Here is a 22,639-nt window from a genome sequence, read left to right on the forward strand (position 1 = left end):
CCCCCCGGGAAGAGGCCCCCGCATGCACCACCCCACCCCCACGACCGGCCGGACGCACCGCGTCGCCGGGCGCGCCGCGCGCGCGGTCGCGACGCTCCTCGTCGCGGCGGCCGGTGCCACGCTGCTCGTGTCCTGCGGTTCGGACGACGACGGCGCGAGCAGCACCCCGTCGTTCACCGACCGCCCGTCCCCGCCGGACACCGCGTCCTTCACCGGCGCCCCGCCCTCGGCGATCGCCTCCTCCGCCTCCGCGGCCGTCGAGTCCGCGCGCGCCTCCGCGTCGTCGGCGGCGGCTTCGGCCTCCGCACGGGAGGCCTCGCGCAAGGCGTCGATCGGTGCCGAGGTCGAGCGGTCGCGCCAGGCGGCGGAGGATGCCCTGAAGGGCGTCCAGGGCCGGGGGAACGCCCTCGGCGAGGTCGCGATGACGGGGCTGCCGCGCGCCGAGACGAAGGGCCGGCTCGCCGTCGTCGTCAGCATCACCAACAAGACGGCCGACGCGGCTTCGTACGCCGCCCAGGTCGACTTCCTCGACTCCTCGGGCAAGGTCGTGGAGACCCAGTTCGTCGGAGCGGAGGACCTCGCTCCCGGGAAGCGCGCCCAGCCGGTGGTCACCAGCCGGGAGCCCGCCGAGCCCGCGCTGACGCCCCGGCTGACCAAGGCGCAGCGATACTGACGCGACACCGGCGCGCGCCGGCCTGGGGCGGTACGAAGTCGGGGGCGGTACGAAGTCGGGGGCGATACGGAGGGTCTCCGTACCGCCCCCGTCGTCGTCGCCGTGCCTACTCCGGGCCTGCGAGCTGCTCGGCGAGCGCCTTCTCGTCCTCCTCGGCGAGGGAGGTCTTCAGGAGGGCGCCGCCGAAGGACTGCATGGCGGCGGCGAACTTGTCCTCGGTGACCTTCGTGGCCATGATCACCACGGCCGCCGAGCCGGGCTTGAGGAGCGAGTCGACCTTCCTCCGGAAGTCGTTGTCGATGCCCATCTGGCTGAGCTTGCCGATGAGACCGCCCACCGCCGCTCCGACGACGCCGATGGCAGGGGTGAGGATGACGATCCCCAGGACCATGCCCCACAGAGCGCCGGCCGTGGCCGAGACCGCCACTTTCTCGCTCTTGGCAGGGGTGTCCACATGGGTCTCGCCGTCCTCGTCGACCGAGACGACGGCGAGCCCGTTGAGGTCGACCACATGGTTCTTCTGGAGCTCCTGCACCGCCTTGAAGGCCTTCTTCGCCACGGATGTGTCGTCGTAGCCGATCACGATGAGCTCGGACATGCTCTGTCTCCTTTGCCATCAAACCAGTCACTTCGCACCATATGCTCGCCACCGGCGGTGCGGCATCAGCTGCGCGCACGGCCGGGGCGCTCCCGTTCCCGCTTCACCTGCCTGGTCTCGCGCGGGTGCGGGCGCCGGGGTGCGCGGGGAGAGTGGCGTCCATGCGCACCAGCGAGCCGGGCGACCCGCACGACCCTCCCGGAGAGGCCGTACCGCCCGAGCTGGAGCGGGGTGACACCGAGTTCGGCGACGAGCTGGGCCGTGCGGCGATCTCGACCGGCTCCCTGCCCGAGGCGGGCGCGGTCGACGCGCTCCTGCGCGAGACGCACGCCCGCTACCTGCCGTCGGCCGAGGGCCGGATCGCCGACTACGTACCGGCGCTCGCGGCGGCGGACCCCTCCTGGTTCGCCCTGAGCCTCGCCGACACCCGCGGACGGGTGCACGCCGTCGGCTGCGCCGACCGGTTCTTCTCCATCCAATCGATCTCCAAGGTCTTCGTCTTCGCGCTCGTCTGCGAGCGGCTCGGCCATCGCGCCGCCTGGGAGGCCGTCGGGGTGAACAACACGGGGCTGCCCTACGACTCGGTCATGGCGCTGGAGCTGAACGCCGGCTCCCCGATGAACCCGATGGTCAACGCGGGGGCGCTGGTGACCACCGGCCTGGTGCCCGGGGACACGGCAGCGGCCAAGTGGACGTTCGTCCAGGAGGGCCTCTCCGCGTTCGCCGGCCGACCGCTCGAACTCGACGTGGCGGTCTACGAGTCCGAGACCGCGACCAACCAGCGCAACCGCGGAATCGCCCGGCTCCTGGAGAGCTACGGCCGGATGCCGTTCGATCCGCTGGAGAGCACGGACGTCTACACCAGGCAGTGCGCCCTGACCGTGACCACCCGGGATCTCGCGGTCATGGGCGCCACCCTGGCCGACGGCGGGATGAACCCGCTCACCGGTGTCCAGGTCGTGAGGCCGGCGACCTGCCGCCGGGTGCTCGCCGCCATGGCCACCTCGGGGCTCTACGAACGGTCCGGTGACTGGCTGTACGACATCGGGCTGCCCGGCAAGAGCGGTGTGTCGGGCGGGATCGTCGCGGTGGCGCCCGGGAAGTGCGCCCTGGCCTCCTTCTCGCCGCCGCTCGACACGGCGGGCAACAGCGTGCGTGGCCAGCGCGCGGCGCGGCGCCTGTCCCGGACGCTCGGCCTCAACCTCTTCGCCTCCGCTCCCGTGCCCCGCGCGCCCCGCGCGTCGAAGGACGGCAAGGAGCGGTGACGGCGGCTACCAGCCCGGGATCGTCGGCAGCACCTGCTCCGCGACGCGGAGCAGGACCGCGTCGTCGGGCACGGTGCCGTCCTCGCGCCACATCGCCAGTTCGAAGGAACCGCCGCTGTCTTTTGCGTCCTTGGCCACGGACAGGACGCGGGCCGGGGCGCCGGTCCCGGTGTACGCGTCGCTCCCGTCGAGGCGGAAGCTGATGGCGACGGTGGACTGCGAATACACGACGGCCGGGCGGCCGAGGACGGTCCGCGTCCGCGCGCCGTCCCAGAGGAGCCGGGCGTCGGACCCCTTCACCGGGAGCCGGTCGTAGGTGGCCGCCAGGGACACCGTGTACGTCTCGAACTCCACCTGGGAGGTGGGCGTGGCGAGGTCCTGGACGCTGCCGCCGCCCAGGCTGAGGAAGCCGTCGCTGCCGCTGGCGGACGTCGCGATCTCCCCGGGGGTGCCCAGCAGTCGGGCGAGGTCGGGGCGGTTCAGCGCCTGGCAGAGCTGCTCCCCTGTCACGCGCCGGTCCGCGTCGTCCGCCGCCCGCGGGGTCGGCGTCTGCGGGGTCGGCGTCTGCGGGGTCGGCGTCTGCGGCGTCGGCGGCTTCCCGCTGTCGCCGCCCGAACAGGCGGCGGGCCGCCGTTCGCCGTCCGTGACGGAAGTGTCCGCCACCTCGCCGTAGGCCCACAGGCAGGCGCCGAGCGCCGGTATGAGCATCAGCCCGGCGATGGTCTGCCCCCACACGCCCGCCCCCTTCGGAAGCGCGTCGATGTCCTCGGCCATGGACCCGTGTCCCCCCACTTTTCCAAGATCCCCCACATGTGACGGGGCACCGTAACCCGTGATCAGCGGGCCGACAAGGCCCGCCCGCCGCCGCTCCGTCCCGCGGCTTCTCCCGCCCGGCCGCCGCCCTTCGGGGTATCCGGGTGGGTGCTGCCGCGCGGCGCGGGCGGTCGGCCCACCCGTACGGGATATCAGTGGTCGCAGGCGACGGTCGGCGGTGACCGCCGCGGTCCCGGAAAGGCCGAAGCCCAGTGAGCGTCAAGCCCGTTCCCGAGGATTACCCGAGCCTCACGCCGTACCTCAGTGTCGACGGCGCCGCGGCCGCGATCGACTTCTACGTCGCCGTGCTCGGCGCCACCGAGCGGATGAGGATGCCCGCGCCGGGCGGCACGGTCGGCCACGCCGAGCTGCAGCTGGGCAGCTCGGTCCTCATGCTCGCGGACGAGTACCCCGGCATCGGGTTCCGCTCCCCGAAGACGCTCGGCGGCACGCCCGTCACCCTGCACGTGTACGTGCAGGACGTCGACGCCGTCTTCGCCAAGGCGCTGGCGCACGGCGCCACGGAACTGCGGCCGATCAAGGACGAGTTCTACGGCGACCGCACCGGCCAGTTCGAGGACCCCTTCGGCCACCGCTGGAGCGTCGCCACGCACGTGGAGGACGTGTCGGCGGAGGAGCTGGAGAAGCGGAACGAGGAGGCCATGCGGTCCGTGGAAGACACGCCCGACGGCCCCTGAACCGAGGCCCGCCCGGGCCCCGAGCGGTCCGCCGGTCCGCCCGTCCCGCGCGGAAGACCTCAGCCGGTCCCGTCGAAGCGGCGGCGGGATTCCTCGATGTCGCCGACGTACGCGTGGGTCCAGGCGCACAGGCCGTCGATGGTCACCCGGAGGGCGAGCCCCGGGGCGGTGAGGGAGTACTCGACCCGGGGCGGCACGGTGGGGTGCACCTTCCGTGCGACCAGGCCGTTCCGCTCCAGCATGCGCAGGTTCTGCGTGAGCATCTTGTGGCTGATGCCCTGGACGCTGTCCCGCAGCTCGCTGAAGCGCAGGGTGCTCTCACCGAGGCATTCGATGATCAGGAGCGCCCATTTGTTGGCGACGTCGGAGAAGATCTCCCGCCCCAGCGAGTCCGCGCGTGTCACGTCCGCGTCCTCGGGCAGGCCGCTGAACTGCTTGGTCACCATCGGGTTCCCCAGTCACTGAAAAGTGCGTTCTTCCGTACAGGTGTCCACTCTCCTACGGTGCCTGAGTAACCACAAGAGACCACGAGAGGCGCACAGCATGGCCATCACCCTGGTGAACCCCGCCGGACTGCCCGAGATCCCCGTCTACCGGCAGGTCGCGGTGGCGACGGGGTCGAAGCTCGTCTTCATCGCGGGGCAGGTCGCCTGGACCCCGGACGGGGTCACCGTCGGCAAGGACGACCTGCCCGCCCAGATCGAGCAGTGCTACGTCAACGTCGCCACCGCCCTGGCCGAGGTCGGCGCGACCTTCCACGACGTCGCGAAGCTGACCGTGTACGTCGTGGACTGGACACCCGACAAGATGCCGCTGCTGCTCGAAGGCATCGAGCGGGCGGCCGCCCGGCTGGGGTTCGCCCCGGTGCCGCCCGCGTCGATGATCGGCGTCGCGGCCCTGGACGTACCCGAGCACCTGGTCGAGGTGGAGGCGACGGCGGTCATCGACTGAACCGCCCGACGGTGGCGTGCGCGAGCACTGACGTCGCCCGACACTCCCGCGCGGGGCTGGACACCACCTTCCGATGTGACTTAGGTTAGCCTTACCTTAGCTGCATCGGGGTCCCGATGCCCGCCGCCACGCGAGGAGTTGCCTTGAGCGCCGTCACCGACACCGCCCCGTCCGAGCAGGCCGCGGCGGAGCGCGTCCGTTCCCTGCTGGCCCAGGCGGTCTCGTTCTCCCTCACCACGGACGGGCAGTGCTACGACCTCATCGGCATGCACTCCGTCGGCCGGAACGGCCGCATCACCCTCGCCGCGCAGGCCGACAGCCCGCTGGCCGCCGAGGTCGCCGCCGCGCCGCACGGCAGCCTGGCCGTCCTGCTCGAGTTCACCGACATCGCGCCGACCCCTCTCCGCGACCGGGTGCGCGCCCGCGTGACGATGTCGGGCTGGCTGACCCCCGCCGGTCCGGCGGGGGCCCACGACGGGGACGGTGGCGACGGCGACCTCCGCCTCGACCTGGCGCGCGTCACACTGCGGACCGCGGCCGGGACCCAGGAGGTGAGCCTCGACGCGTTCGCCCTCGCGCAGCCCGACCCGCTCGCCGTGGAGGAGGCCGCGATGCTCACCCATCTCGCGGACGCCCACGGGGAGATGGTGGCGGACCTCGTCGTCCTCGCCGGGTCGCGACTGCCGTACGGCGTGGTCCGGGCCCTGCCGCTCGCCGTGGACCGGTACGCCATCACCCTGCGCTGCGAGTATCGCGAGGGCCACTGCGACCTGCGGATCCCGTTCCCCACCGAGGCGCGGGACGCGGCCGAGGCCGGAGAGCAGGTGCGCCTCATCCTCACCACGCCCCGCTGCGCGCACCACCACCGCCACCCCTCCCCGCGGGCCTGACCCCGCGCGCGCCGCGCCGCGCCCCCTGGTCGCCGTCGTACCCGAGCAACTCGTCGTACTCGACCACGGGTTGATCCGGCCCGAGCGCCCACCCAGCCTAAACTTAGGTTAGGCTAAGCTAAACCACACGTCAGAGGTGGTCGCGCGGACCCACGCGCGCCATCCGGGGGGAGGAACCACCATGGGCCTGCCGACCGTCGGCCCCTACTCCCTGCCCGACCGCTCCGCCCTCCCCCGGTCCTGCGTCACCTGGTCCATCGACCCCGCGCGCGCCGCGCTCCTGATCCTCGACATGCAGAACCACTTCGTGGAGGCCTTCCCTGCCGGCCAGAGCCCGGTCGTGGAACTCGTCGACAACATCGTCGCCCTGCGCGAACTCGCCGGGCCCCTCGGGATCCCCGTCGTCTTCAGCGCCGAGCCGGCCGCCCAGCGGCCGGGCCAGCGCGGCCTGGTCGCCGACGTCTGGGGTCCGGGCATAGGCGACGAGCCCGACGCCGCCGCGATCGTCACGCCGCTCACGCCCCGCACCGGCGAGCACCTGCTCGCCAACGTGCGGCACAACGCCTTCCTCCGCAGCCATCTCGGACGGCTGCTGCGGTCCGAGGGGCGCGACCAGCTGATCATCTGCGGGGTCCACGCCCACCTCGGCGTCCTCCTGACGGCGGCCGACGCCTTCATGAACGACATCCAGCCCTTCGTCGTCGCGGACGCCGTGGCGGACTTCTCCCCCGAGGAACACGCGATGGCGCTGCGCTGGGCCGCCCGGAGCGGAGTGGTGTGCACGACCGAATCCCTGTTGCGCGACCTCCTGCTCAACAGGGCGCAACCTGCCGTTCGCCGGGACGCGTGACCGAGTCCCCCTGACGGCGACCTGCGGCGCCGATCCTGTGACCGCAGCCCCCCACACGGACAGGGAGAAACGAAGAAGATGACCGTACGGGTCGCGGTGGCCGGTGCCAGCGGCTACGCGGGCGGGGAGATCCTCCGCCTGCTGGATTCGCATCCCGGCGTGGAGCTCGGCGCGCTGACCGCGCACAGCAGCGCGGGTCGCCCGCTCGGGTCCGTGCAGCCCCAGCTGCCCGGGCTCGCCGACCGGGTCCTGACGGAGACCTCGGCGGACTCGCTGCGCGGCCACGACGTGGTCTTCCTCGCCCTGCCGCACGGGCAGTCGGCCGTTCTCGCACGAGAGCTGGCCCCCGAGACGGTGGTCGTGGACTGCGGGGCGGACTTCCGGCTCCGTGACCCGGAGGCCTGGGGGCGGTTCTACGGCTCCGCGCACGCCGGGACCTGGCCGTACGGCCTCCCCGAACTGCCGGGCGCCCGGGAGGAGTTGAAGGGCGCCACGCGGATCGCGGTGCCCGGCTGCTATCCCACGGCGGTCACGCTGGCGCTGTACCCCGCCCACGTGGCCCGCCTGGTGGAGCCGGAGGTCGTGATCGTCGCGGCCAGCGGCACGTCGGGCGCCGGAAGGGCGCTCAGGCCGCAGCTGCTCGGCGCCGAGGTGATGGGCTCCATGAGCCCGTACGGCGTGGGCGGCGGCCACCGGCACACCCCCGAACTGACGCAGAACCTCTCCCTGGTGGCGGGCGAGCACGTGACGGTCTCCTTCACGCCGACCCTCGCGCCCATGTCCCGGGGCATCCTCGCCACCTGCTCGGCCCGGCTGCGCCCGGAAGCGGCCGCCGCCGGCGAGGCGGCGGTGCGGTCCGTGTACGAGGCCGCCTTCGCCGACGAGCCGTTCGTACGGCTCCTGCCGCCGGGGCAGTGGCCTTCGACCGCCGCCGTCCTCGGCTCCAACACGGTCCAGGTCCAGCTCGCCGTGGACCCGGAGGCCGGCCGGCTGATCTGTGTGAGCGCCATCGACAATCTGGTGAAGGGCACCGCGGGTGGCGCGGTGCAGTCCATGAACCTCGCCCTCGGCCTGCCGGAGTGGCTGGGCCTGCCCACGAATGGAGTGGCTCCTTGAGCGTGACCGCTGCCCGTGGATTCCTCGCCTGCGGTGTCGCCGCCGGCATCAAGGAGTCCGGCGATCGTGACCTCGCCCTGGTGGTGAACCGAGGACCGTCACGCGCCGCCGCCGGCGTCTTCACCTCCAACCGCGTGCAGGCCGCGCCCGTACGCTGGTCCCGCCGCGCCCTCGCAGACGGCCGGCTCTCGGCCGTCGTCCTCAACTCCGGTGGCGCCAACGCCTGCACGGGACAGGCCGGAGCCGTCGACGCGCTGCTCATGGCCGAGCGTACGGCGCGGGCCCTGGACGCCGACCCGCACGACATCGCGGTCTGCTCCACCGGCCTCATCGGCGTCATGCTGCCGATGGACCGGGTCACGGCCGGCATCGACACCGCCGTGGAGCGGCTGACCGACGACGGCGGGGAGGACGCGGCCCGCGCCATCAAGACGACGGACTCCGTGCACAAGACCGCCGCCGTGGCCCGGGAGGGCTGGACGGTCGGCGGCATGGCCAAGGGCGCGGGCATGCTCGCCCCCGGCCTCGCCACCATGCTCGTCGTCCTCACCACGGACGCCGAGGTCGACGCGGACGCGCTCGACCGGACGCTCCGCCGGGCGGTGCGCACCACGTTCGACCGGGTGGACTCGGACGGCTGCATGTCCACCAACGACACCGTCCTGCTGCTCGCTTCGGGCGCCTCCGGGGTCGTCCCCGACCCCGCGGAGTTCGCCGATGCCGTGCACGAGGTCTGCCTCGACCTGGCCCGGCAGCTGGTGGCGGACGCCGAGGGCGCGTCCAAGGAGATAGCGGTGACGGTCGTCGGCGCGGCCTCCGAGGAGGACGCCGTCGAGGTGGGCCGCTCCGTGGCACGGAACAACCTGCTCAAGTGCGCGCTGCACGGCGAGGACCCGAACTGGGGCCGGGTGCTGTCCGCGATCGGCACGACGTCGGCGGAGTTCGACCCCGACCGGCTGGACGTGGCGATCAACGAGGTCTGGGTGTGCCGGAACGGCGCGGCGGGCGAGTCCCGGGACAAGGTGGACCTGTCGGAGCGCCGGATCACGATCACGGTGGACCTGTGCGCGGGCGAGTCCTCCGCGGTGATCTGGACCAACGACCTCACCGCCGAGTACGTCCACGAGAACAGCGCGTACAGCTCATGAGCGGGCAGGGAACGGTGACCGGCCCGGCCGCCGGGGCGACCGCCGGGCTGACCGAGGCCGATCTGCCGTGGCTGGAGGAGCTCCAGGGCCGCACGGTCGTCGTCAAGTTCGGCGGCAACGCGATGGTGGACCCGGCGCTGCACCGGACGTTCGCCCAGGACGTCGTGGAGTTGTGGCACGCGGGGCTGCGCCCGGTCGTCGTGCACGGCGGCGGACCGCAGATCAGCGCGATGCTCGACCGCCTCGACCTGGAGGTCCGCTTCGAGGCGGGTTTACGCGTCACGACGCCCGAGACGATGGACGTGGTCCGCATGGTGCTCACCGGTCAGGTCCAGCGTGACCTGGTCGGCGCCCTCAACGCCCACGGTCCGTTCGCGGTGGGCATGTCGGGCGAGGACGCGCACACCATGACGGCCGTACGGCGCCCGGCGTGGGTGGACGGCCGGCCGGTGGACATCGGTCTGGTCGGCGAGGTCGTGGCCGTGGAGCCCGGCACCGTACGGACCTTGCTCGACCAGGGCCGTATCCCCGTGGTGTCGCCCGTGGCACGGGGTGAGGACGGGGAGGTCTACAACGTCAACGCCGACCTCGCCGCGTCCGCTCTCGCGGTCGCGCTCGGCGCCGAACGGCTGGTGGTCCTGACCGACGTCGAGGGGCTGTACGCGGACTGGCCGCACAGCACCGAGGTGATCGACCGGCTCACGGCGGCGGAGCTCGACGCGCTGCTTCCGGGGCTCGCGAGCGGCATGCTCCCGAAGATGGAGGGCTGTCTGCGCGCGGTACGCGGGGGCGTCCGGCGGGCCCATGTCGTGGACGGCCGGGTGCCGCACGCCCTGCTGCGCGGCGTCTTCGCCGAAGAGGGCCCGGGCACGACCGTCGTCCCGGACGAGGAACCCGGGAACGGGACAGAGGAGGACCGCCCGTGACCGCCGAGGCCGACGCCGGCACCACCGCGCTCGCGCACCGTTGGAGCGCGGTGATGATGGACACGTACGGCACTCCCCCGCTCGCGCTCGTCCGGGGTGAGGGCAGCACGGTCTGGGACGAGTCGGGCCGTGCGTACACGGACTTCACCGGCGGGATCGCGGTCAACACCCTCGGCCACGCCCACCCCGCCGTCGTGTCGGCCGTCCGGGAACAGATGGGCCGGCTGGCGCACGTCTCGAACCTGTTCGTCTCCGAGCCCCCGGTGGCCCTGGCCGAGCGGCTGCTCGGCCTGTTCGGCCGGGAGCGGGGCCGGGTGTTCTTCGCCAACTCCGGTACGGAGGCGGTCGAGGCCGCCTTCAAGATCGCCCGCCGGACGGGGCGACCGCACCTGGTCGCGGCGCGGGGCGGCTTCCACGGGCGCACCCTCGGGGCCCTGGCGCTCACCGGACAGCCGGCGAAGCGGGAGCCCTTCCTGCCACTGCCCGGCGCGGTGACGCACGTGCCGTACGGGGATGTCGAGGCGCTGCGGGCAGCGGTGACCGAGGAGACCGCGGCCGTCGTCCTCGAACCGATCCAAGGCGAGGCAGGGGTCGTTCCGGCTCCCGACGGCTATCTGCGGGCGGCCCGCGAGATCACCCGGGCGACGGGAACCCTGCTCGTGCTCGACGAGGTGCAGACCGGGATCGGCCGGACCGGCCACTGGTTCGCGCACCAGGCAGCCTCGGGTGTCGACCCGGACGTGGTCACGCTCGCCAAGGGCCTGGGCGGTGGGCTGCCGATCGGCGCCACGGTGGCCTTCGGCGAGGCGGCCGAGCTGCTCGGCCCCGGCCAGCACGGCTCCACGTTCGGCGGCAATCCGGTCGCGTGCGCGGCCGGTCTCGCCGTCCTGGAAACCATCGAGGCGGAGGGGCTGCTCGACCGGGTCGTCCGGGTGGGCGAGCGGCTCCGCCACGGCATCGAGGAGCCGGCCCACCCCCGGGTCGCCGAGGTGCGGGGCGCGGGGCTCCTCCTGGGCGTGGTCCTCACGGACCCGGTCGCCCCGGCCGTCCAACAGGCGGCCCAGGACGCCGGCTTCCTCGTCAACGCGGCGGGCCCCGGCACCGTACGCCTGGCGCCGGCCCTGACGGTGACGGAGCACCAGGTGGACCGACTCGTGAAGGCGCTCCCGGAGATCCTCGACACCTGAGCGCCCCGAGAACGTACGCATGGGCGGGCCCGGAGCCTCGATCGGCTCCCGGGCCCGCCCTTTCGTGTGCCTGGAAGCCCCAGGGCGTGTTTCGAAAGTCCCGCCTGCCTGGCGACGCCTAGCACGCACGCTCGCCCTAGACCGCGCGGGCCAGGATGCGGGCGTTGCGGCGGGGGTCGAGGGACTGGGCCCAGGTCGGGGGTGCCAGGCTCGCGGGGGTGGGGGCGAAGCCGTGGCGGAGGAAGAGGTGGCCGCCGCCGGTGGTCGCCGTGAAGAGGGTGCGCAGGGAGCGGGTGCGGGCCTTCGCCAGTGCGGCGCGCAGCAGTCGGGCTCCTGTGCCGCATCCCTGTCGGTGCCCGGCCACGCAGAAGTTGTAGAGGACCCCCGCGGCGGCGTGTGCACGCAGCCCGAGACAGCCGTCGAGGGTTCCCTCGGGGGACTCCGCGACGAGGAAGTCGGACGCCTGGTCGGCGTAGAGGGAGAGCGGGCGCTCACGGAGCGCTCCCGAGCGCACGAACGGCCGGGAGAGTGCGGCGAGCGCGGCGGCGTCCTCGGGGATTGCCGTCCGGACGCGGAGCCCGCCGCCCGGGAGACCCGAGAGCTCCGGGAGGCCCGAGGGGTCCGGGAGACCCGGGCGGACGGGGATGCCCGGGAGGGCGGGCGGATCGAGTTCGCGAGGCGACAGCGTGGCCTGGCGCGGCGGGGCCGTGGTCAAGGCTTTCCTTCCTCGGTCCACCGTGCGCCACGGAGCGATCGGCTCCCCGCGCCAACCGGCGGATCAGTCGAACTAAGGGTAGCCTTACTTGATTTGCTCGCCAAGTCGGACGCTCCCGCTCAGCAGGGCCGCCCCGGGTAGTCGTCGCTCTCCGGCGCCCCCGCCTGCCGCATCCGGCGGAGGATCTCCGGGAGAGCCGCGTCCTCCACGTCGGCCGGAATGTTGAACTCCCGGTCGAACACGATGTCTTCGCCCTCGCCCGCGTGCCAGATCACCCAGCGGGACGGCCCCTCGGGGACCCGCCAGAGGGCGGAGTGCCGCTCCAACGGGTCGATCGGCCCGTTCACAGCTTCTTCCCGTCCGTCGCCTCGCGTCCGTCGACGAAGGTCGCCACGACCTCGATGTCGCCGATCCTGGAGGTGTCGACACGGCGCGGGTCGTCGCCGAGGACGACGAGGTCGGCGCGCTTGCCGGGGCTGAGGCTGCCGGCGCTGTCGTCCCAGCGGCAGGCGTACGCGCCCGCGACCGTGTACGCGTGGAGCGCCTCGTCGACGGTGATCGCCTCGTCGGGGCCGATGAACTGCCCCGAGAGGGAGGCCCGCTCGACCATGAACTGGACGGCCCGCAGGGGCGATCCGTCCGTGACGGGCCGGTCGGAGCTGCCGACGAGCGTGACGCCGTGGTCGAGGAAGCCCCGGCCCCGGTACATCCACGGCGCGCGCTCCGAGCCCATGATCGTCGCGTAGTCGTCGCCGAAGTACCGGAGGAAGTTGGGCTGGACGACGGCGCTGAGGCCGAGGCGGGCGAAGCGCGGGAGCTGGTCGGGCCGGATGAGGCCCGCGTGTTCGATCCGGTGCCGCGCGTCGGTGCGGGGCCGCAGCTCCTGTGCCCGCTCCAGGGCGTCGAGCGCGAGGTCCGCGGCCCGGTCGCCGATCGCGTGGACCGCGAGCTGCCAGCCGGCCAGATGGCCGTCGACGATGAGGGAGGTGAGGCGCTCGGGGTCGTCCTGGAGCTGGCCCGTGGTCTCCATGCCCTCGTAGGGGGCGGTGAGGGCGGCCGTCCTGGCCATCATGCCGCCGTCGGTGTAGATCTTCAGGGCACCGACGGACAGCCAGTCGTCCCCGAAGCCCGTGCGCAGACCGAGGTCGAGGCCGCGCGGGATGCCGTCCCGCTCGTGCGCGCCCACCGGCCGCAGCGTGTCGCCGCCGGGCATGAGCTGGACCCGCAGGGGCAGCCGGCCCTGGTCGCGCAGGAGTTGGTACGCGCCGAGCTCGACGGGGCTGTGGCCCAGCAGGCCGCCGCCGATGCCGGCCTCGGCCACGGCGGTGATGCCCTCGGTGAGGCACTCGCGGGCCGCGTACTCGATGGCGTCGGCCAACTCCTCCTGCGCGTACGGCAGTCGCAGCCGCCGGACGGCGCCCATCGCGCTCTCCACGAGGACGCCGTCCTCGTGCGGGACGTCGTCCGGGAGCAGGTCGAGTACGGCGCTGTTGACCACGCACGCGTGGCCGGACTGGTGCATGACGAACACCCGGTGGCCGTGGCTGACGCCGTCGAGTTCGGCGGCGGTCAGGTGCCGTCCGAGGGCCCGCTGGTCGTAGCCGCCGACGCTCACCCACGCGCCGGGGGTGTTATTACGGGTGCAGGCCTCCGCCACGGTGGCGAGGACGTCCTCGACGCGGGCGAGTCCCGCGATGCTCGGGGAGCTCGCCTTGAGGCCGGTCCAGGCCAGGTGGACGTGGCTGTCGACGAACCCGGGGAGGACGGTGGCGCCCTGGAGGTCGATCACCTCGCGGGCGGGCAGGGAGGTCACGGCCTCGTCCAGGCCGACGATCCTCCCCTTCCAGATGCCCAGGTCGTGGGCGACCGGATGGTCCGGGTCCATGGTGAGGATGCGGGCGTTCGTCAGCCTGGTGCACAGCATCACGGGCAGTCCGTTCCTAGGAGGTCTCGGCGAGCACGACGGCGTCCGCGGAGTCGGCGGCCTGGTCGGTCACCGAAGCCTCTTCGGCGTCCGGCGCGAACCGGCGGGGCGCGGCCGGGATCATCATCGGGGTGCCGGTCTCGGGGTCCTCGATGATCCGGCAGGGCAGGCCGAAGACGTCCTCGACCAGCTCGGCCGTCATGACCGTGGCCGGGTCGCCCTGGGCCGCGATGACGCCGCCGGGACGCATCACGATGAGGTGGGTGGCGTACCGGCAGGCCTGGTTGAGGTCGTGCAGCACCGCCACGACCGTGTGGCCCTTGCGGGCGTGCAGCTCGGCGCAGAGGTCGAGGACCTCGACCTGGTGGGCGATGTCGAGGAAGGTGGTCGGCTCGTCGAGCAGGAGGATGGAGGTCTGCTGGGCCAGCACCATGGAGAGCCAGACCCGCTGCCGCTGGCCGCCGGAGAGGTCGTCCACGGGACGGTCGGCGAGTTCCAGGACGCCGGTCTGGCGCATCGCCTCGACCACGGCCGTCTCGTCCTCGGCGGACCACTGCTTGAGCAGCCGCTGGTGCGGGTAGCGGCCGCGCGCCACGAGGTCGCCGACGGTGATGCCGCCGGGCGCGCTGGAGGACTGCGGGAGCAGGCCGAGCCGGCGGGCGACCTCGCGGGAGCGGTACGAGGCGATGGCGGCGCCGTCGAGGTAGACCTGCCCGGCCTTGGGCTTGAGCATCCGGGCGAGCGCCGTGAGCAGCGTCGACTTGCCGCAGGCGTTCGGCCCGATGATCACGGTGAAGGAGTGGTCGGGGATGTCGACGCTCAGCTCCGTGGCGACGGTCCGCTGGTCGTAGGAGAGCGTGAGGTCCTCGGCGCGCAGCCGGGGGCCAGGAGAGTTCGTGCCCGTCATGCCCGCCCCGTTCGTACGCGACTCGTTCGTGCGCGGCTCGTTCTTACGCGACTCGTTCTTACGCGACTCGTTCTTACGCGGCTCTTTCATGCGCGGCTCTTTCGCGACTCGGTGATCAGCAGCCAGATGAGGTAGGCGCCGCCGACGGCGCCGGTCGCCGTGCCCACGGGCAACAGCGCGGGGGCGAACACCCGTTGGACGACGAGGTCGCTCAGAGTGAGCAGGAGGGCGCCCATGAGGGCGGCGGGCAGCAGGACGGGTCCGGAGGAGCGGGAGAGCCTGCGGACCACCTGGGGCGCGGCCAGGGCGATGAACGCGATGGGTCCTGTGACGGCGGTGGCGAAGGCGGCGAGGGAGACGCTGATGACGAAGAGCACCGTGCGGGTCCGGTTCACGTTGACGCCGAGGGCCGTCGCCGTGACGTCGCCCATCTCGACCATGGCGAGGCGGCGGGAGAGGAGGAACGCGGGCGGCAGCAGGACGGCGAGGGCGAGCCCGATGGCGTTGGCGTGCATCCAGAGCCGGTTGCCGAGGCTGCCGATCAGCCACGCCTGCGCCTCCTGGGCCTCCTGGAAGGTCGCCCGGGTGATCAGGTACGAGTTGACGGCGAGCAGCAGGGCGCTGACGCCGATGCCGATGACGACAAGGCGGAACCCCTGCAACCCCCGGCCGATGAGGAGGAGGTGGACGACGAGGGCCGTGGCAAGGCCGCCGATCAGGGCGCCGATCGCGATCTGGGTCATGCTGCCGTGCAGCACGATGATCACGACGAGCGCGCCGACGGCCGAACCGTTGGTGAAGCCGATGATGTCGGGGCTGCCGAGGGAGTTGCGGGTGAGGCTCTGCAGGATCGCCCCGCTCACGCCGAGGGCCGCGCCGACGAAGACCGCGGTCAGGATGCGCGGCATGCGCAGGGTGTTGACGACGAAGTCGGCGGCCCCCGAACCGTTTCCGGTGAGGGCGCCGACGACCTCTCCGACGGTCAGCTCGAAGTCGCCGGTGGTCAGCGTGATGCCGATGACGACGGCGAGCGCGACGAGCAGCAGGGCGGTCACGGCGACCGTACGCCCCTGGAAGCGCATGGAGACGCCGCCCGCTCCGGCGCGGACGACCCGGCCGCTGATGACGCGCGGGGCGGTCCCGCCCTGGAGGGTGGAGGCTTTCGTCTCCCGTACGGCGCTCACAGCATGACCAGCTTTCGACGGCGGCACAGCGCGATGAAGAGAGGCGCCCCGAGGAACGCGGTGACGATGCCGACCTGCACCTCGCCCGGCGCTCCGAGGACCCGGCCCAGCACGTCCGAGCCGATGAGAAGGACCGGTGCGAGCAGCGTCGAGTACGCGAAGACCCACCGCTGGTCGGCGCCCGCGACGAAACGGGCGACGTGCGGAACGGCCAGGCCGACGAAGCCGATCGGCCCCGCGGCGGCGGTGGCCGCCCCGCAGAGCAGCATCACGGCGACGGCGGCGAGGACGCGGGTCCGGCCGACGTGGACGCCGAGGGCGCGCCCCATCTGGTCGCCCATGGCCAGGGCGTTGAGGGAGGGGGCGAGGACGAAGGCGAGGACCAGGCCGACGACGACGAACGGCAGCAGGAGCAGCACGATGTCGCCGTACCGGCCGGCGAGGGAGCCGACCGTCCAGTAGCGGAACTGGTCGAACGCCTCGGGGTCGAAGAGCAGGACGCCCCAGTTGAAGGCGTACAGCACGGCCGTCACCGCCGCTCCGGCGACGACGAGCCGGTCGGGGGTGGCCAGTTTCCGCCCGGAGGAGCCGAGGAGGAAGACGCCCACCGACGCGGCGGCGGCGCCCGCGAGGGCGAACCACACGTAGCCGAGCGGCGCGGCCACACCGAGGAAGGCGATGGCCACGACGACGCCCGCGGAGGCGCCCAGGTTCACGCCGAGCAGTCCGGGGTCGGCGAGCGGGTTGCGGGTCAGCGCCTGCATCAGGGCGCCGGAGAGTCCGAGGGCCATCCCGACGAGGAGGCCGAGGACGGTACGGGGGATCCGGTAGTCATGGACGATGACGGAGGCTTCCGAACCGTCGGGCTCCCACAGCAGGTGCCAGATCGAGGCGAACGGGATTCCTCGCGTACCGACCCAGATGCTGACGAGTGAGACGAGGACCAGCGCGCCGACCGTCACGAGGAGGCCGATACTGCGCAGGGCCACCGCGGCAGGACGTGCCGTGGGCACGACGGGCCCGGCCGGGCCACCGGTCTCGGTTCCGGGCGCCGCCCGGGTTTCGACGGACAACGACCACTCCCCTGGCGGCGGACTCGAGCGCCCCGCGAGCCGCGCGAAGCGTTGAACATGGGTGTGCGGCAAGCGAGATGACACACCCTCGATGGAACTTAGGTGAGGCTAACCGTAGAGTCGGGACGGGGTCAACGCGGGGGCTCGTTCCCGATCACCCCACACGCTGCGAAGATGACGCCGAAGGCCCCAGGCACCCTTGGCACCAGCCGTGTTTAAGGTAGCCTTACCTAACTATCCCACCCCTTGTCTGTGGAGGATCCGCATGCCCGCTGGAGGACCAACGGGGGGCTCCGTCCTCCGCAGAGCGCTCGCAGATCAGCGCCGACGCGTCGCCACGGCCTCGTTCCTCGGCATGGCGCACCAGGCGTGCGAGGCCCTCGTCCCCGTCGTCATCGGTCTGGTGATCGACCAGGCGGTGTCGACCGGTTCCTCGGGCGCCCTGCTGCGCTGGCTCCTGGTGCTCGCCGGTCTGTTCCTGATCCTGTCGACCTGCTACCGGAACTCCGCCCGGCTGGCCGAGGGCGCGGGCGAGGCCGCCGCGCACCGGATCCGGCAGGACCTCGCCGCCCGGGTCCTCGACCCGCGGGGCGGCGCCGACGCCGGCCGCCTTCCCGGTGCGCTGACCGCCGTCGCCACCGGCGACGCCCGCCGCGTCGGCTCGGTCGCCTCCGCGATGCCGTACACGCTCTCCGCGATCGCCGGTCTCGCGGTCAGCGCGGTGGCGCTGCTCCGGATCTCCGTACCGCTCGGCCTGCTGGTCCTGCTCGGCGTCCCGCCGCTGCTGTGGCTCGGCCATGTCATCAGCCGCCCCCTTGAGCGGCGCAGCGAGGCGGAGCAGGAGCACGCCGCCCACGCCTCCGGAGTCGCCGCCGACCTCGTCGGGGGCCTGCGCGTACTGAAGGGCATCGGCGCCGAGGCCGCCGCCGTCTCCCGGTACCGGGAGACGAGCCGGAGCTCGCTGGCGGCCGCGCTGCGGGCCGCGACGAGCCGGGCCTGGCACGACGGCGCGATCCTCGCCCTGACGGGCATCTTCATCGCGGCCATCGGGCTCGTCGGCGCGCATCTCGCGATGAGCGGCAGCATCACCGTGGGTGAGCTGGTGGCGGCCGTCGGCCTCGCCCAGTACCTCCTCGGTCCGTTCCAGCTCCTGACCTACGTCAACGGCGAGTTCGCCCAGGGCCGTGCCTCGGCCGAGCGGATCGCCGAGGTCCTCGCCTCGCCCCCGGCCGTCGCTGCCGGTACGGCCGCGCTGCCCGACCGGGTCGCCGGACGGCTGCGCCTGCGCGGTCTCACCCAGGGCGCCCTGCGCGGCGTCGACCTCGACATCGCCGCCGGCAGCCTCGTCGGGGTGGTCACCCGCGACGCGGCCGCCGCCAACGACCTGCTGCTCTGCCTGGGCCGTGAACTCGACCCCGCCGAGGGGAGCGTCGAGCTGGACGGCGTACCGCTGACCGACCTCGGTCCCGCCGACGCGCGCCGCGCGATCCTGGTCGCCCACCACGACGCCGACCTCTTCGAGGACAGCCTCCTCGCCAACGTACGGGCCGGATCCGACACCGACGGTACGGACGGGCTCGACGTGGGCCCCGCGCTCGCCGCCTCGGCGGCGGACGACGTCGCCCAGGCGCTGCCCGAGGGCGTGGACACCGTCCTCACCGAGCGGGGCCGGTCGCTCTCCGGCGGCCAGCGCCAACGTGTCGCGCTCGCCCGCGCCCTGGCCGCCGACCCGCCGGTGCTCGTGGTCCACGACCCCACCACGGCCGTCGACACCGTCACGGAGGCACGCATCGCGGCCCGGCTGCGGGAGCTGCGCAAGGGCCGCACCACGGTGCTTGTCACGACGAGCCCCGCTCTGCTCGCCGGCACCGACGTCGTGGTGATGCTGGACGACGGCCGGGTGGCCGCCGAGGGCAGCCACCCGGAGCTGGTCGCCGCCCACGAGACGTACCGCACGGCGGTGCTGGCATGACGCACAATCAGGACAGAACCCCTCAGGACGGGCAGGACCAGGACGTGCCCGGCCAGGACACGCAGGACCGAGACGTGAAGGACGAAGGACGGACGATGAGCGGACCCGGCACGCCCGAACGCGAGCTCCTGCCCACCGCCACCGGCGCCCACACCTTCTCCGTCGTCCGCGAACTCCTCCGCCACCACCGGCTCCTCGCCGTGACCGCGGTGACCGTCCTCGTCGTCGGCACCGGCATCGGGCTGCTGACCGCGCCGCTGCTCGGCCGCATCGTCGACCTGGTCGTGGACAAGAGCGGCGCGGGCGCGCTGACCGTGCCGATGCTGCTCCTGCTCGCGGTCGCCGTGGCCCGGGGCGTCGCGACCGCGATCGGCAAGTCGCTCGTGGCCAGGCTCGGCGAGACGATCCTCGCGGACCTGCGGGAACGGTTCATCGCCCGGGCTCTGCGGCTGCCGCTCGAACGGGTCGAGCAGGCCGGATCCGGCGACCTGACGTCCCGTGTCACGGGTGACGTCACGCTGATCGCCAAGGCGGTGCGGCAGGCGCTCCCCGAGTTCGCCGGCGCCTTCCTCACCATCATCCTGACGCTGGTCGGTCTCACCGTCCTCGACTGGCGCTTCCTGCTCGCCGTGCTCGTGGCCGTCCCCGTCCACATCCTGACGGTCCGCTGGTACATCCCGCGCGCCGCGACCATCTACGCCGCGCACCGGGTCGCGACCGGCGCCCTCCAGCACCAGCTGCTCGACAGCGTCGGCGGGGTGCGCACGGTACGGGCGTTCCGGCTGAACGGCCGGCACGCCGACCTCCTGGAGCAGCGCTCGCAGGCCGCGGTCGGCCTGGCGGCGCGCGGCATGCACCTCGTCTCGGGCTTCTTCTCCCGTCTGAACATCGCCGAGTTCATCGGACTGACATCGATCCTCCTCACCGGCTTCTTCCTGGTCGACGGCGGCGCCGTGAGCATCGGTACGGCGACGGCGGCGGCGCTCTACTTCCACGGCCTTTTCAACCCGATCAACGCGGCGCTCTTCCTCATCGACGACGCCCAGTCCGCCGGCGCGAGCCTCGCCCGCCTGGTGGGCGTGTCGAGCCTCCCGGCGGAGCGGGAGGCCGACGAGACGGCCGCCACGCCGGTGGACGGTTCCGTGAAGGTGTCCGGCCTCGGCCACGCCTACGTGGACGGCCACCCGGTGCTCTCCTCGGTGGACCTGGAGGTCCGTGACGGCGAGCGGGTGGCCCTGGTCGGCGCGAGCGGGGCGGGCAAGACCACGCTGGCGAAGCTGATCGCGGGCGTGCACGACCCGGAGACCGGGACCATCTCCCTCGGCGGCGTGGACGCGCGGGAGCTCGGCCCGGCCGGGGTCCGGCGGGCGGTCACCCTGATCAGCCAGGAGGTCCATGTCTTCGCGGGTCCGCTCGCCGAGGACCTGCGCCTCGCCCGCCCCGGGGCGACGGACGAGGAGCTGCGCGCCGCGCTGACCCACGTCGACGCCCTGGAGTGGGTCGACGGGCTGCCGGACGGCCTCGCCACGGTCGTGGGCGAGGGCGGCCACCGGCTGACGGTGACCCAGGCCCAGCACCTGGCCCTCGCCCGGCTCGTCCTCACCGACCCGCCCATCGCGATCCTCGACGAGGCCACGGCCGACGCCGGAAGCGCGGGCGCCCGCGTCCTGGAGACGGCCGCGCTGCGCGCCCTGGAGGGCCGTACGGGCCTCATGGTGGCCCACCGCCTCCCCCAGGCGGCGACCGCGGACCGCGTCGTCGTCCTGGACCAGGGCCGCGTCGTGGAGACGGGCACCCACGCCGAACTCGTCGCGGCGGGCGGCCGTTACGCCGAACTCTGGTCGGCCTGGTCCGACAGCCGCCGCGAGCCCGCGGTACCGGCGTAACCCGGAGCCTCACCGAAGTCCCCGTAGTCCCCGTCCACCCCTGCAGCACGGGGTGGACGGGGACTTCGCCGTCTCCGGGCGGGTGGAGTCCCACGTGGCGCCCTGAGCGGGGCCGTCAGCTGTCGGCGGTGGCCAGGAACTGCGTGGCGGCGAGTTCGGCGTACAGCGCGTCGGCGGTGACGAGTTCGCGGTGGGTGCCCACTGCACGTACCCGGCCCGTGTCCATGACGACGATGCGGTCGGCCATGGTGACCGTGGAGAGCCGGTGGGCCACGACCATCACGGTCGTGGTGCGGGAGACGTCGGCGACGGTGTCGCGCAGCGCCGCCTCGTTGACGGCGTCGAGCTGGCTCGTGGCCTCGTCGAGCAGGAGCAGGCGAGGGCGGCGCAGCAGCGCGCGGGCGATCGCGACGCGCTGACGCTCCCCGCCGGACAGCTTGGTGCCGCGGTGCCCCACGAGCGTCTCCAGGCCCTTGGGGAGCCGCTCGACGAGACCGTCGAGCCGCGTGGTCCCCAGCACGCGGAGCAGGTCCTCCTCGTCGGCGTCCGGATGGCCGAGCAGGAGGTTGTCCCGGAGGGTGCCGGAGAGCACGGGCGCGTCCTGCTCGACATAGCCGATCGCCGAACGGAGTCGGGGTATCTCCCACGCCGCCAGGTCACGGCCGTCGAACGTGATCCGTCCGGCGTCCGGGTCGTAGAAGCGCTCGATGAGGGAGAAGACGGTGGTCTTGCCCGCGCCTGACGGGCCGACGAAGGCGGTCATACCGCGCGGCGGTACGGAGAAGCTCACCCCGTGGTGGACGTACGGCAGATCCTGCGCGTACCGGAACCGGACGTCCTCGAAGGCCAGCGCGGCGGGTTCGGAGCCGGGTGCGGGCAGCGGCGCGGGCTCGGCGGGCGGCTCGGCCGGCAGCCGCAACGCCTCGCGGATCCGGGCGAGGGCGGCGGCGCCGGCCTGGTACTGGGTGACCGCGCCGACGACCTCCTGGATCGGGGACATCAGGTAGAAGACGTACAGCAGGAACGCGACCAGGGTTCCGACGTCGATCGCGCCGGTGGCGACCCGGGCGCCGCCGACGGCGAGCACGGTGATGAACGCGATCTGCATGGACAGACCGGCCGTGTTCCCCGCAAGGGCCGACCACTTCGCGGCCCGTACGCTCTGCCGCCAGGACTCCTGGGCCGCGGCGTGCACGACCTGCTCCTCGCGGTGCTCGGCGCCGGAGGCCTTGATGGTGCGCAGGGCGCCGAGGATGCGTTCCAGTGAAGCGCCCATCGCTCCGACCGCGTCCTGCGCCTGCCGGCTGGCCTTGTTGATACGGGGCACGATCGCGCCGATCACCGTCCCCGCGCCGAGCACCACGCCGAGCGTGACCGCCAGCAGGACGGGGTCGACCAGGCCCATCATCACCAGCGTCGCGACGAGCGTCAGACCGCCGGTGCCGAGACCGACGAGCGAGTCGGTGGTGACCTCGCGCAGCAGGGTCGTGTCGGAGGTGACGCGGGCCATCAGATCGCCGGGTTCGCTGCGGTCCACGGCGGCGATGCGCAGCCTCAGCAGGTACGACGACAGGGTGCGCCGCGCGCCGAGGACGACCGACTCGGCGGTGCGCCGCAGGACGTATCCGCCGAGCGCGCCGATGCCCGCGTTGGCGAGGACCAGGGCCGACATCAGCAGCAGGGCGCCGGTGATGGGGCGGTCGTCGGAGAGCGCCTCGATGAGGTGTTTGGCCACCAGCGGCAGCGCGAGCCCGGTGGCTCCGGTGACCAGCGACAGCACGGCCCCGCCGAGCAGCGTCCAGCGGTGCGGCCGGACGTATCCGAGGAGCATGCGCCACGCGGGCGTGGCCGGTTCGGCGGGTG

Annotated in this window: 22 protein-coding genes; 12 read left to right on the forward strand and 10 right to left on the reverse strand. The window is 73.2% G+C overall.

Features of this window, described 5'->3' with window-relative positions:
- Positions 1–22 precede the first annotated feature (22 nt).
- Positions 23–673 carry a hypothetical protein gene (locus ACGFYP_RS05770; protein ID WP_393486775.1) on the forward strand — a complete coding sequence of 217 codons (651 nt, stop codon included), beginning with the start codon at positions 23–25 and terminating at the stop codon, positions 671–673.
- A gap of 106 nt (positions 674–779) precedes the next feature.
- Here ACGFYP_RS05770 and ACGFYP_RS05775 read toward each other — a convergent pair whose 3' ends face one another.
- Positions 780–1,271, reverse strand: a complete 492-nt coding sequence (locus ACGFYP_RS05775) for a DUF1269 domain-containing protein (RefSeq protein WP_393486777.1) — start codon at positions 1,269–1,271, stop codon at positions 780–782.
- Between the two features lie 161 nt (positions 1,272–1,432).
- Between ACGFYP_RS05775 and glsA the strand changes: the two genes are divergently transcribed.
- Positions 1,433–2,536: a glutaminase A gene (gene glsA, locus ACGFYP_RS05780; protein WP_393486779.1), complete on the forward strand. Its 1,104-nt coding sequence runs from the start codon at positions 1,433–1,435 to the stop codon at positions 2,534–2,536.
- Positions 2,537–2,542: 6 nt separating this feature from the next.
- Here the strand turns inward: glsA and ACGFYP_RS05785 are convergent, their stop codons facing one another.
- Positions 2,543–3,310: a DUF6215 domain-containing protein gene (locus tag ACGFYP_RS05785; protein WP_393486782.1), complete on the reverse strand. Its 768-nt coding sequence runs from the start codon at positions 3,308–3,310 to the stop codon at positions 2,543–2,545.
- 251 nt (positions 3,311–3,561) lie between these two features.
- Here ACGFYP_RS05785 and ACGFYP_RS05790 point away from each other — a divergent pair, with 251 nt between their 5' ends.
- A complete protein-coding gene (locus ACGFYP_RS05790) occupies positions 3,562–4,047 on the forward strand; it encodes a VOC family protein (RefSeq protein ID WP_393486784.1) in 486 nt (161 codons plus the stop codon).
- A gap of 59 nt (positions 4,048–4,106) precedes the next feature.
- Here the strand turns inward: ACGFYP_RS05790 and ACGFYP_RS05795 are convergent, their stop codons facing one another.
- A complete protein-coding gene (locus tag ACGFYP_RS05795) occupies positions 4,107–4,493 on the reverse strand; it encodes a winged helix-turn-helix transcriptional regulator (protein ID WP_393486787.1) in 387 nt (128 codons plus the stop codon).
- A 97-nt stretch (positions 4,494–4,590) separates the two neighbouring features.
- Here ACGFYP_RS05795 and ACGFYP_RS05800 point away from each other — a divergent pair, with 97 nt between their 5' ends.
- From ACGFYP_RS05800 to ACGFYP_RS05830, 7 genes are all read left to right on the forward strand, one after another.
- The gene (locus ACGFYP_RS05800) at positions 4,591–4,998 is read left to right on the forward strand and encodes a RidA family protein (protein WP_361968335.1); all 408 of its coding nucleotides are present in this window, start codon (positions 4,591–4,593) and stop codon (positions 4,996–4,998) included.
- A 143-nt stretch (positions 4,999–5,141) separates the two neighbouring features.
- Entirely contained in the window at positions 5,142–5,888 is a 747-nt protein-coding gene (locus ACGFYP_RS05805) for a DUF2470 domain-containing protein (protein ID WP_393486792.1), read from the forward strand.
- A 181-nt stretch (positions 5,889–6,069) separates the two neighbouring features.
- Positions 6,070–6,738 carry an isochorismatase family protein gene (locus ACGFYP_RS05810; protein ID WP_393486795.1) on the forward strand — a complete coding sequence of 223 codons (669 nt, stop codon included), beginning with the start codon at positions 6,070–6,072 and terminating at the stop codon, positions 6,736–6,738.
- Between the two features lie 78 nt (positions 6,739–6,816).
- On the forward strand, positions 6,817–7,854 hold the full coding sequence (gene argC / locus ACGFYP_RS05815; protein ID WP_393486798.1) for an N-acetyl-gamma-glutamyl-phosphate reductase: 1,038 nt from the start codon (positions 6,817–6,819) through the stop codon (positions 7,852–7,854).
- On the forward strand, positions 7,851–9,002 hold the full coding sequence (gene argJ, locus ACGFYP_RS05820; protein ID WP_393486800.1) for a bifunctional glutamate N-acetyltransferase/amino-acid acetyltransferase ArgJ: 1,152 nt from the start codon (positions 7,851–7,853) through the stop codon (positions 9,000–9,002). Before argC ends, argJ begins: the two co-directional genes overlap by 4 nt.
- Positions 8,999–9,928 carry an acetylglutamate kinase gene (gene argB / locus ACGFYP_RS05825; protein WP_393486802.1) on the forward strand — a complete coding sequence of 310 codons (930 nt, stop codon included), beginning with the start codon at positions 8,999–9,001 and terminating at the stop codon, positions 9,926–9,928. Before argJ ends, argB begins: the two co-directional genes overlap by 4 nt.
- Positions 9,925–11,115 (forward strand): acetylornithine transaminase, encoded by a 1,191-nt coding sequence (locus tag ACGFYP_RS05830; RefSeq protein WP_393486804.1) that lies wholly within the window; start codon positions 9,925–9,927, stop codon positions 11,113–11,115. The genes argB and ACGFYP_RS05830 overlap by 4 nt, the downstream gene beginning before the upstream one ends.
- A gap of 136 nt (positions 11,116–11,251) precedes the next feature.
- Here the strand turns inward: ACGFYP_RS05830 and ACGFYP_RS05835 are convergent, their stop codons facing one another.
- The 6 genes from ACGFYP_RS05835 to ACGFYP_RS05860 all read right to left on the reverse strand — a co-directional run bounded on the left by ACGFYP_RS05835 (position 11,252) and on the right by ACGFYP_RS05860 (position 16,918).
- Positions 11,252–11,674: a GNAT family N-acetyltransferase gene (locus tag ACGFYP_RS05835; RefSeq protein ID WP_393487491.1), complete on the reverse strand. Its 423-nt coding sequence runs from the start codon at positions 11,672–11,674 to the stop codon at positions 11,252–11,254.
- A 275-nt stretch (positions 11,675–11,949) separates the two neighbouring features.
- Positions 11,950–12,177, reverse strand: coding sequence for a hypothetical protein (locus ACGFYP_RS05840; protein ID WP_393486806.1), 228 nt, complete (start codon positions 12,175–12,177; stop codon positions 11,950–11,952).
- Positions 12,174–13,754 (reverse strand): amidohydrolase, encoded by a 1,581-nt coding sequence (locus ACGFYP_RS05845; RefSeq protein WP_393486808.1) that lies wholly within the window; start codon positions 13,752–13,754, stop codon positions 12,174–12,176. Before ACGFYP_RS05845 ends, ACGFYP_RS05840 begins: the two co-directional genes overlap by 4 nt.
- 16 nt (positions 13,755–13,770) lie before the next feature.
- A complete protein-coding gene (locus ACGFYP_RS05850; protein WP_393487494.1) occupies positions 13,771–14,661 on the reverse strand; it encodes an ABC transporter ATP-binding protein in 891 nt (296 codons plus the stop codon).
- An 86-nt stretch (positions 14,662–14,747) separates the two neighbouring features.
- On the reverse strand, positions 14,748–15,845 hold the full coding sequence (locus ACGFYP_RS05855) for a FecCD family ABC transporter permease (protein ID WP_393486810.1): 1,098 nt from the start codon (positions 15,843–15,845) through the stop codon (positions 14,748–14,750).
- Positions 15,842–16,918, reverse strand: a complete 1,077-nt coding sequence (locus ACGFYP_RS05860) for a FecCD family ABC transporter permease (protein ID WP_393486812.1) — start codon at positions 16,916–16,918, stop codon at positions 15,842–15,844. Before ACGFYP_RS05860 ends, ACGFYP_RS05855 begins: the two co-directional genes overlap by 4 nt.
- A 265-nt stretch (positions 16,919–17,183) precedes the next feature.
- Between ACGFYP_RS05860 and ACGFYP_RS05865 the strand changes: the two genes are divergently transcribed.
- A complete protein-coding gene (locus ACGFYP_RS05865) occupies positions 17,184–18,890 on the forward strand; it encodes an ABC transporter ATP-binding protein (protein ID WP_393486814.1) in 1,707 nt (568 codons plus the stop codon).
- A complete protein-coding gene (locus ACGFYP_RS05870; protein ID WP_393486816.1) occupies positions 18,887–20,776 on the forward strand; it encodes an ABC transporter ATP-binding protein in 1,890 nt (629 codons plus the stop codon). The genes ACGFYP_RS05865 and ACGFYP_RS05870 overlap by 4 nt, the downstream gene beginning before the upstream one ends.
- Before the next feature lie 115 nt (positions 20,777–20,891).
- On the opposite strand, the gene ACGFYP_RS05875 is transcribed toward ACGFYP_RS05870, so the two are convergent.
- On the reverse strand, positions 20,892–22,607 hold the full coding sequence (locus tag ACGFYP_RS05875; protein WP_393487496.1) for an ABC transporter ATP-binding protein: 1,716 nt from the start codon (positions 22,605–22,607) through the stop codon (positions 20,892–20,894).
- Positions 22,608–22,639: the final 32 nt, after the last annotated feature.

The sequence above is a fragment of the Streptomyces sp. NPDC048370 genome (genome assembly GCF_043200825.1).
Lineage (GTDB): Bacteria > Actinomycetota > Actinomycetes > Streptomycetales > Streptomycetaceae > Streptomyces.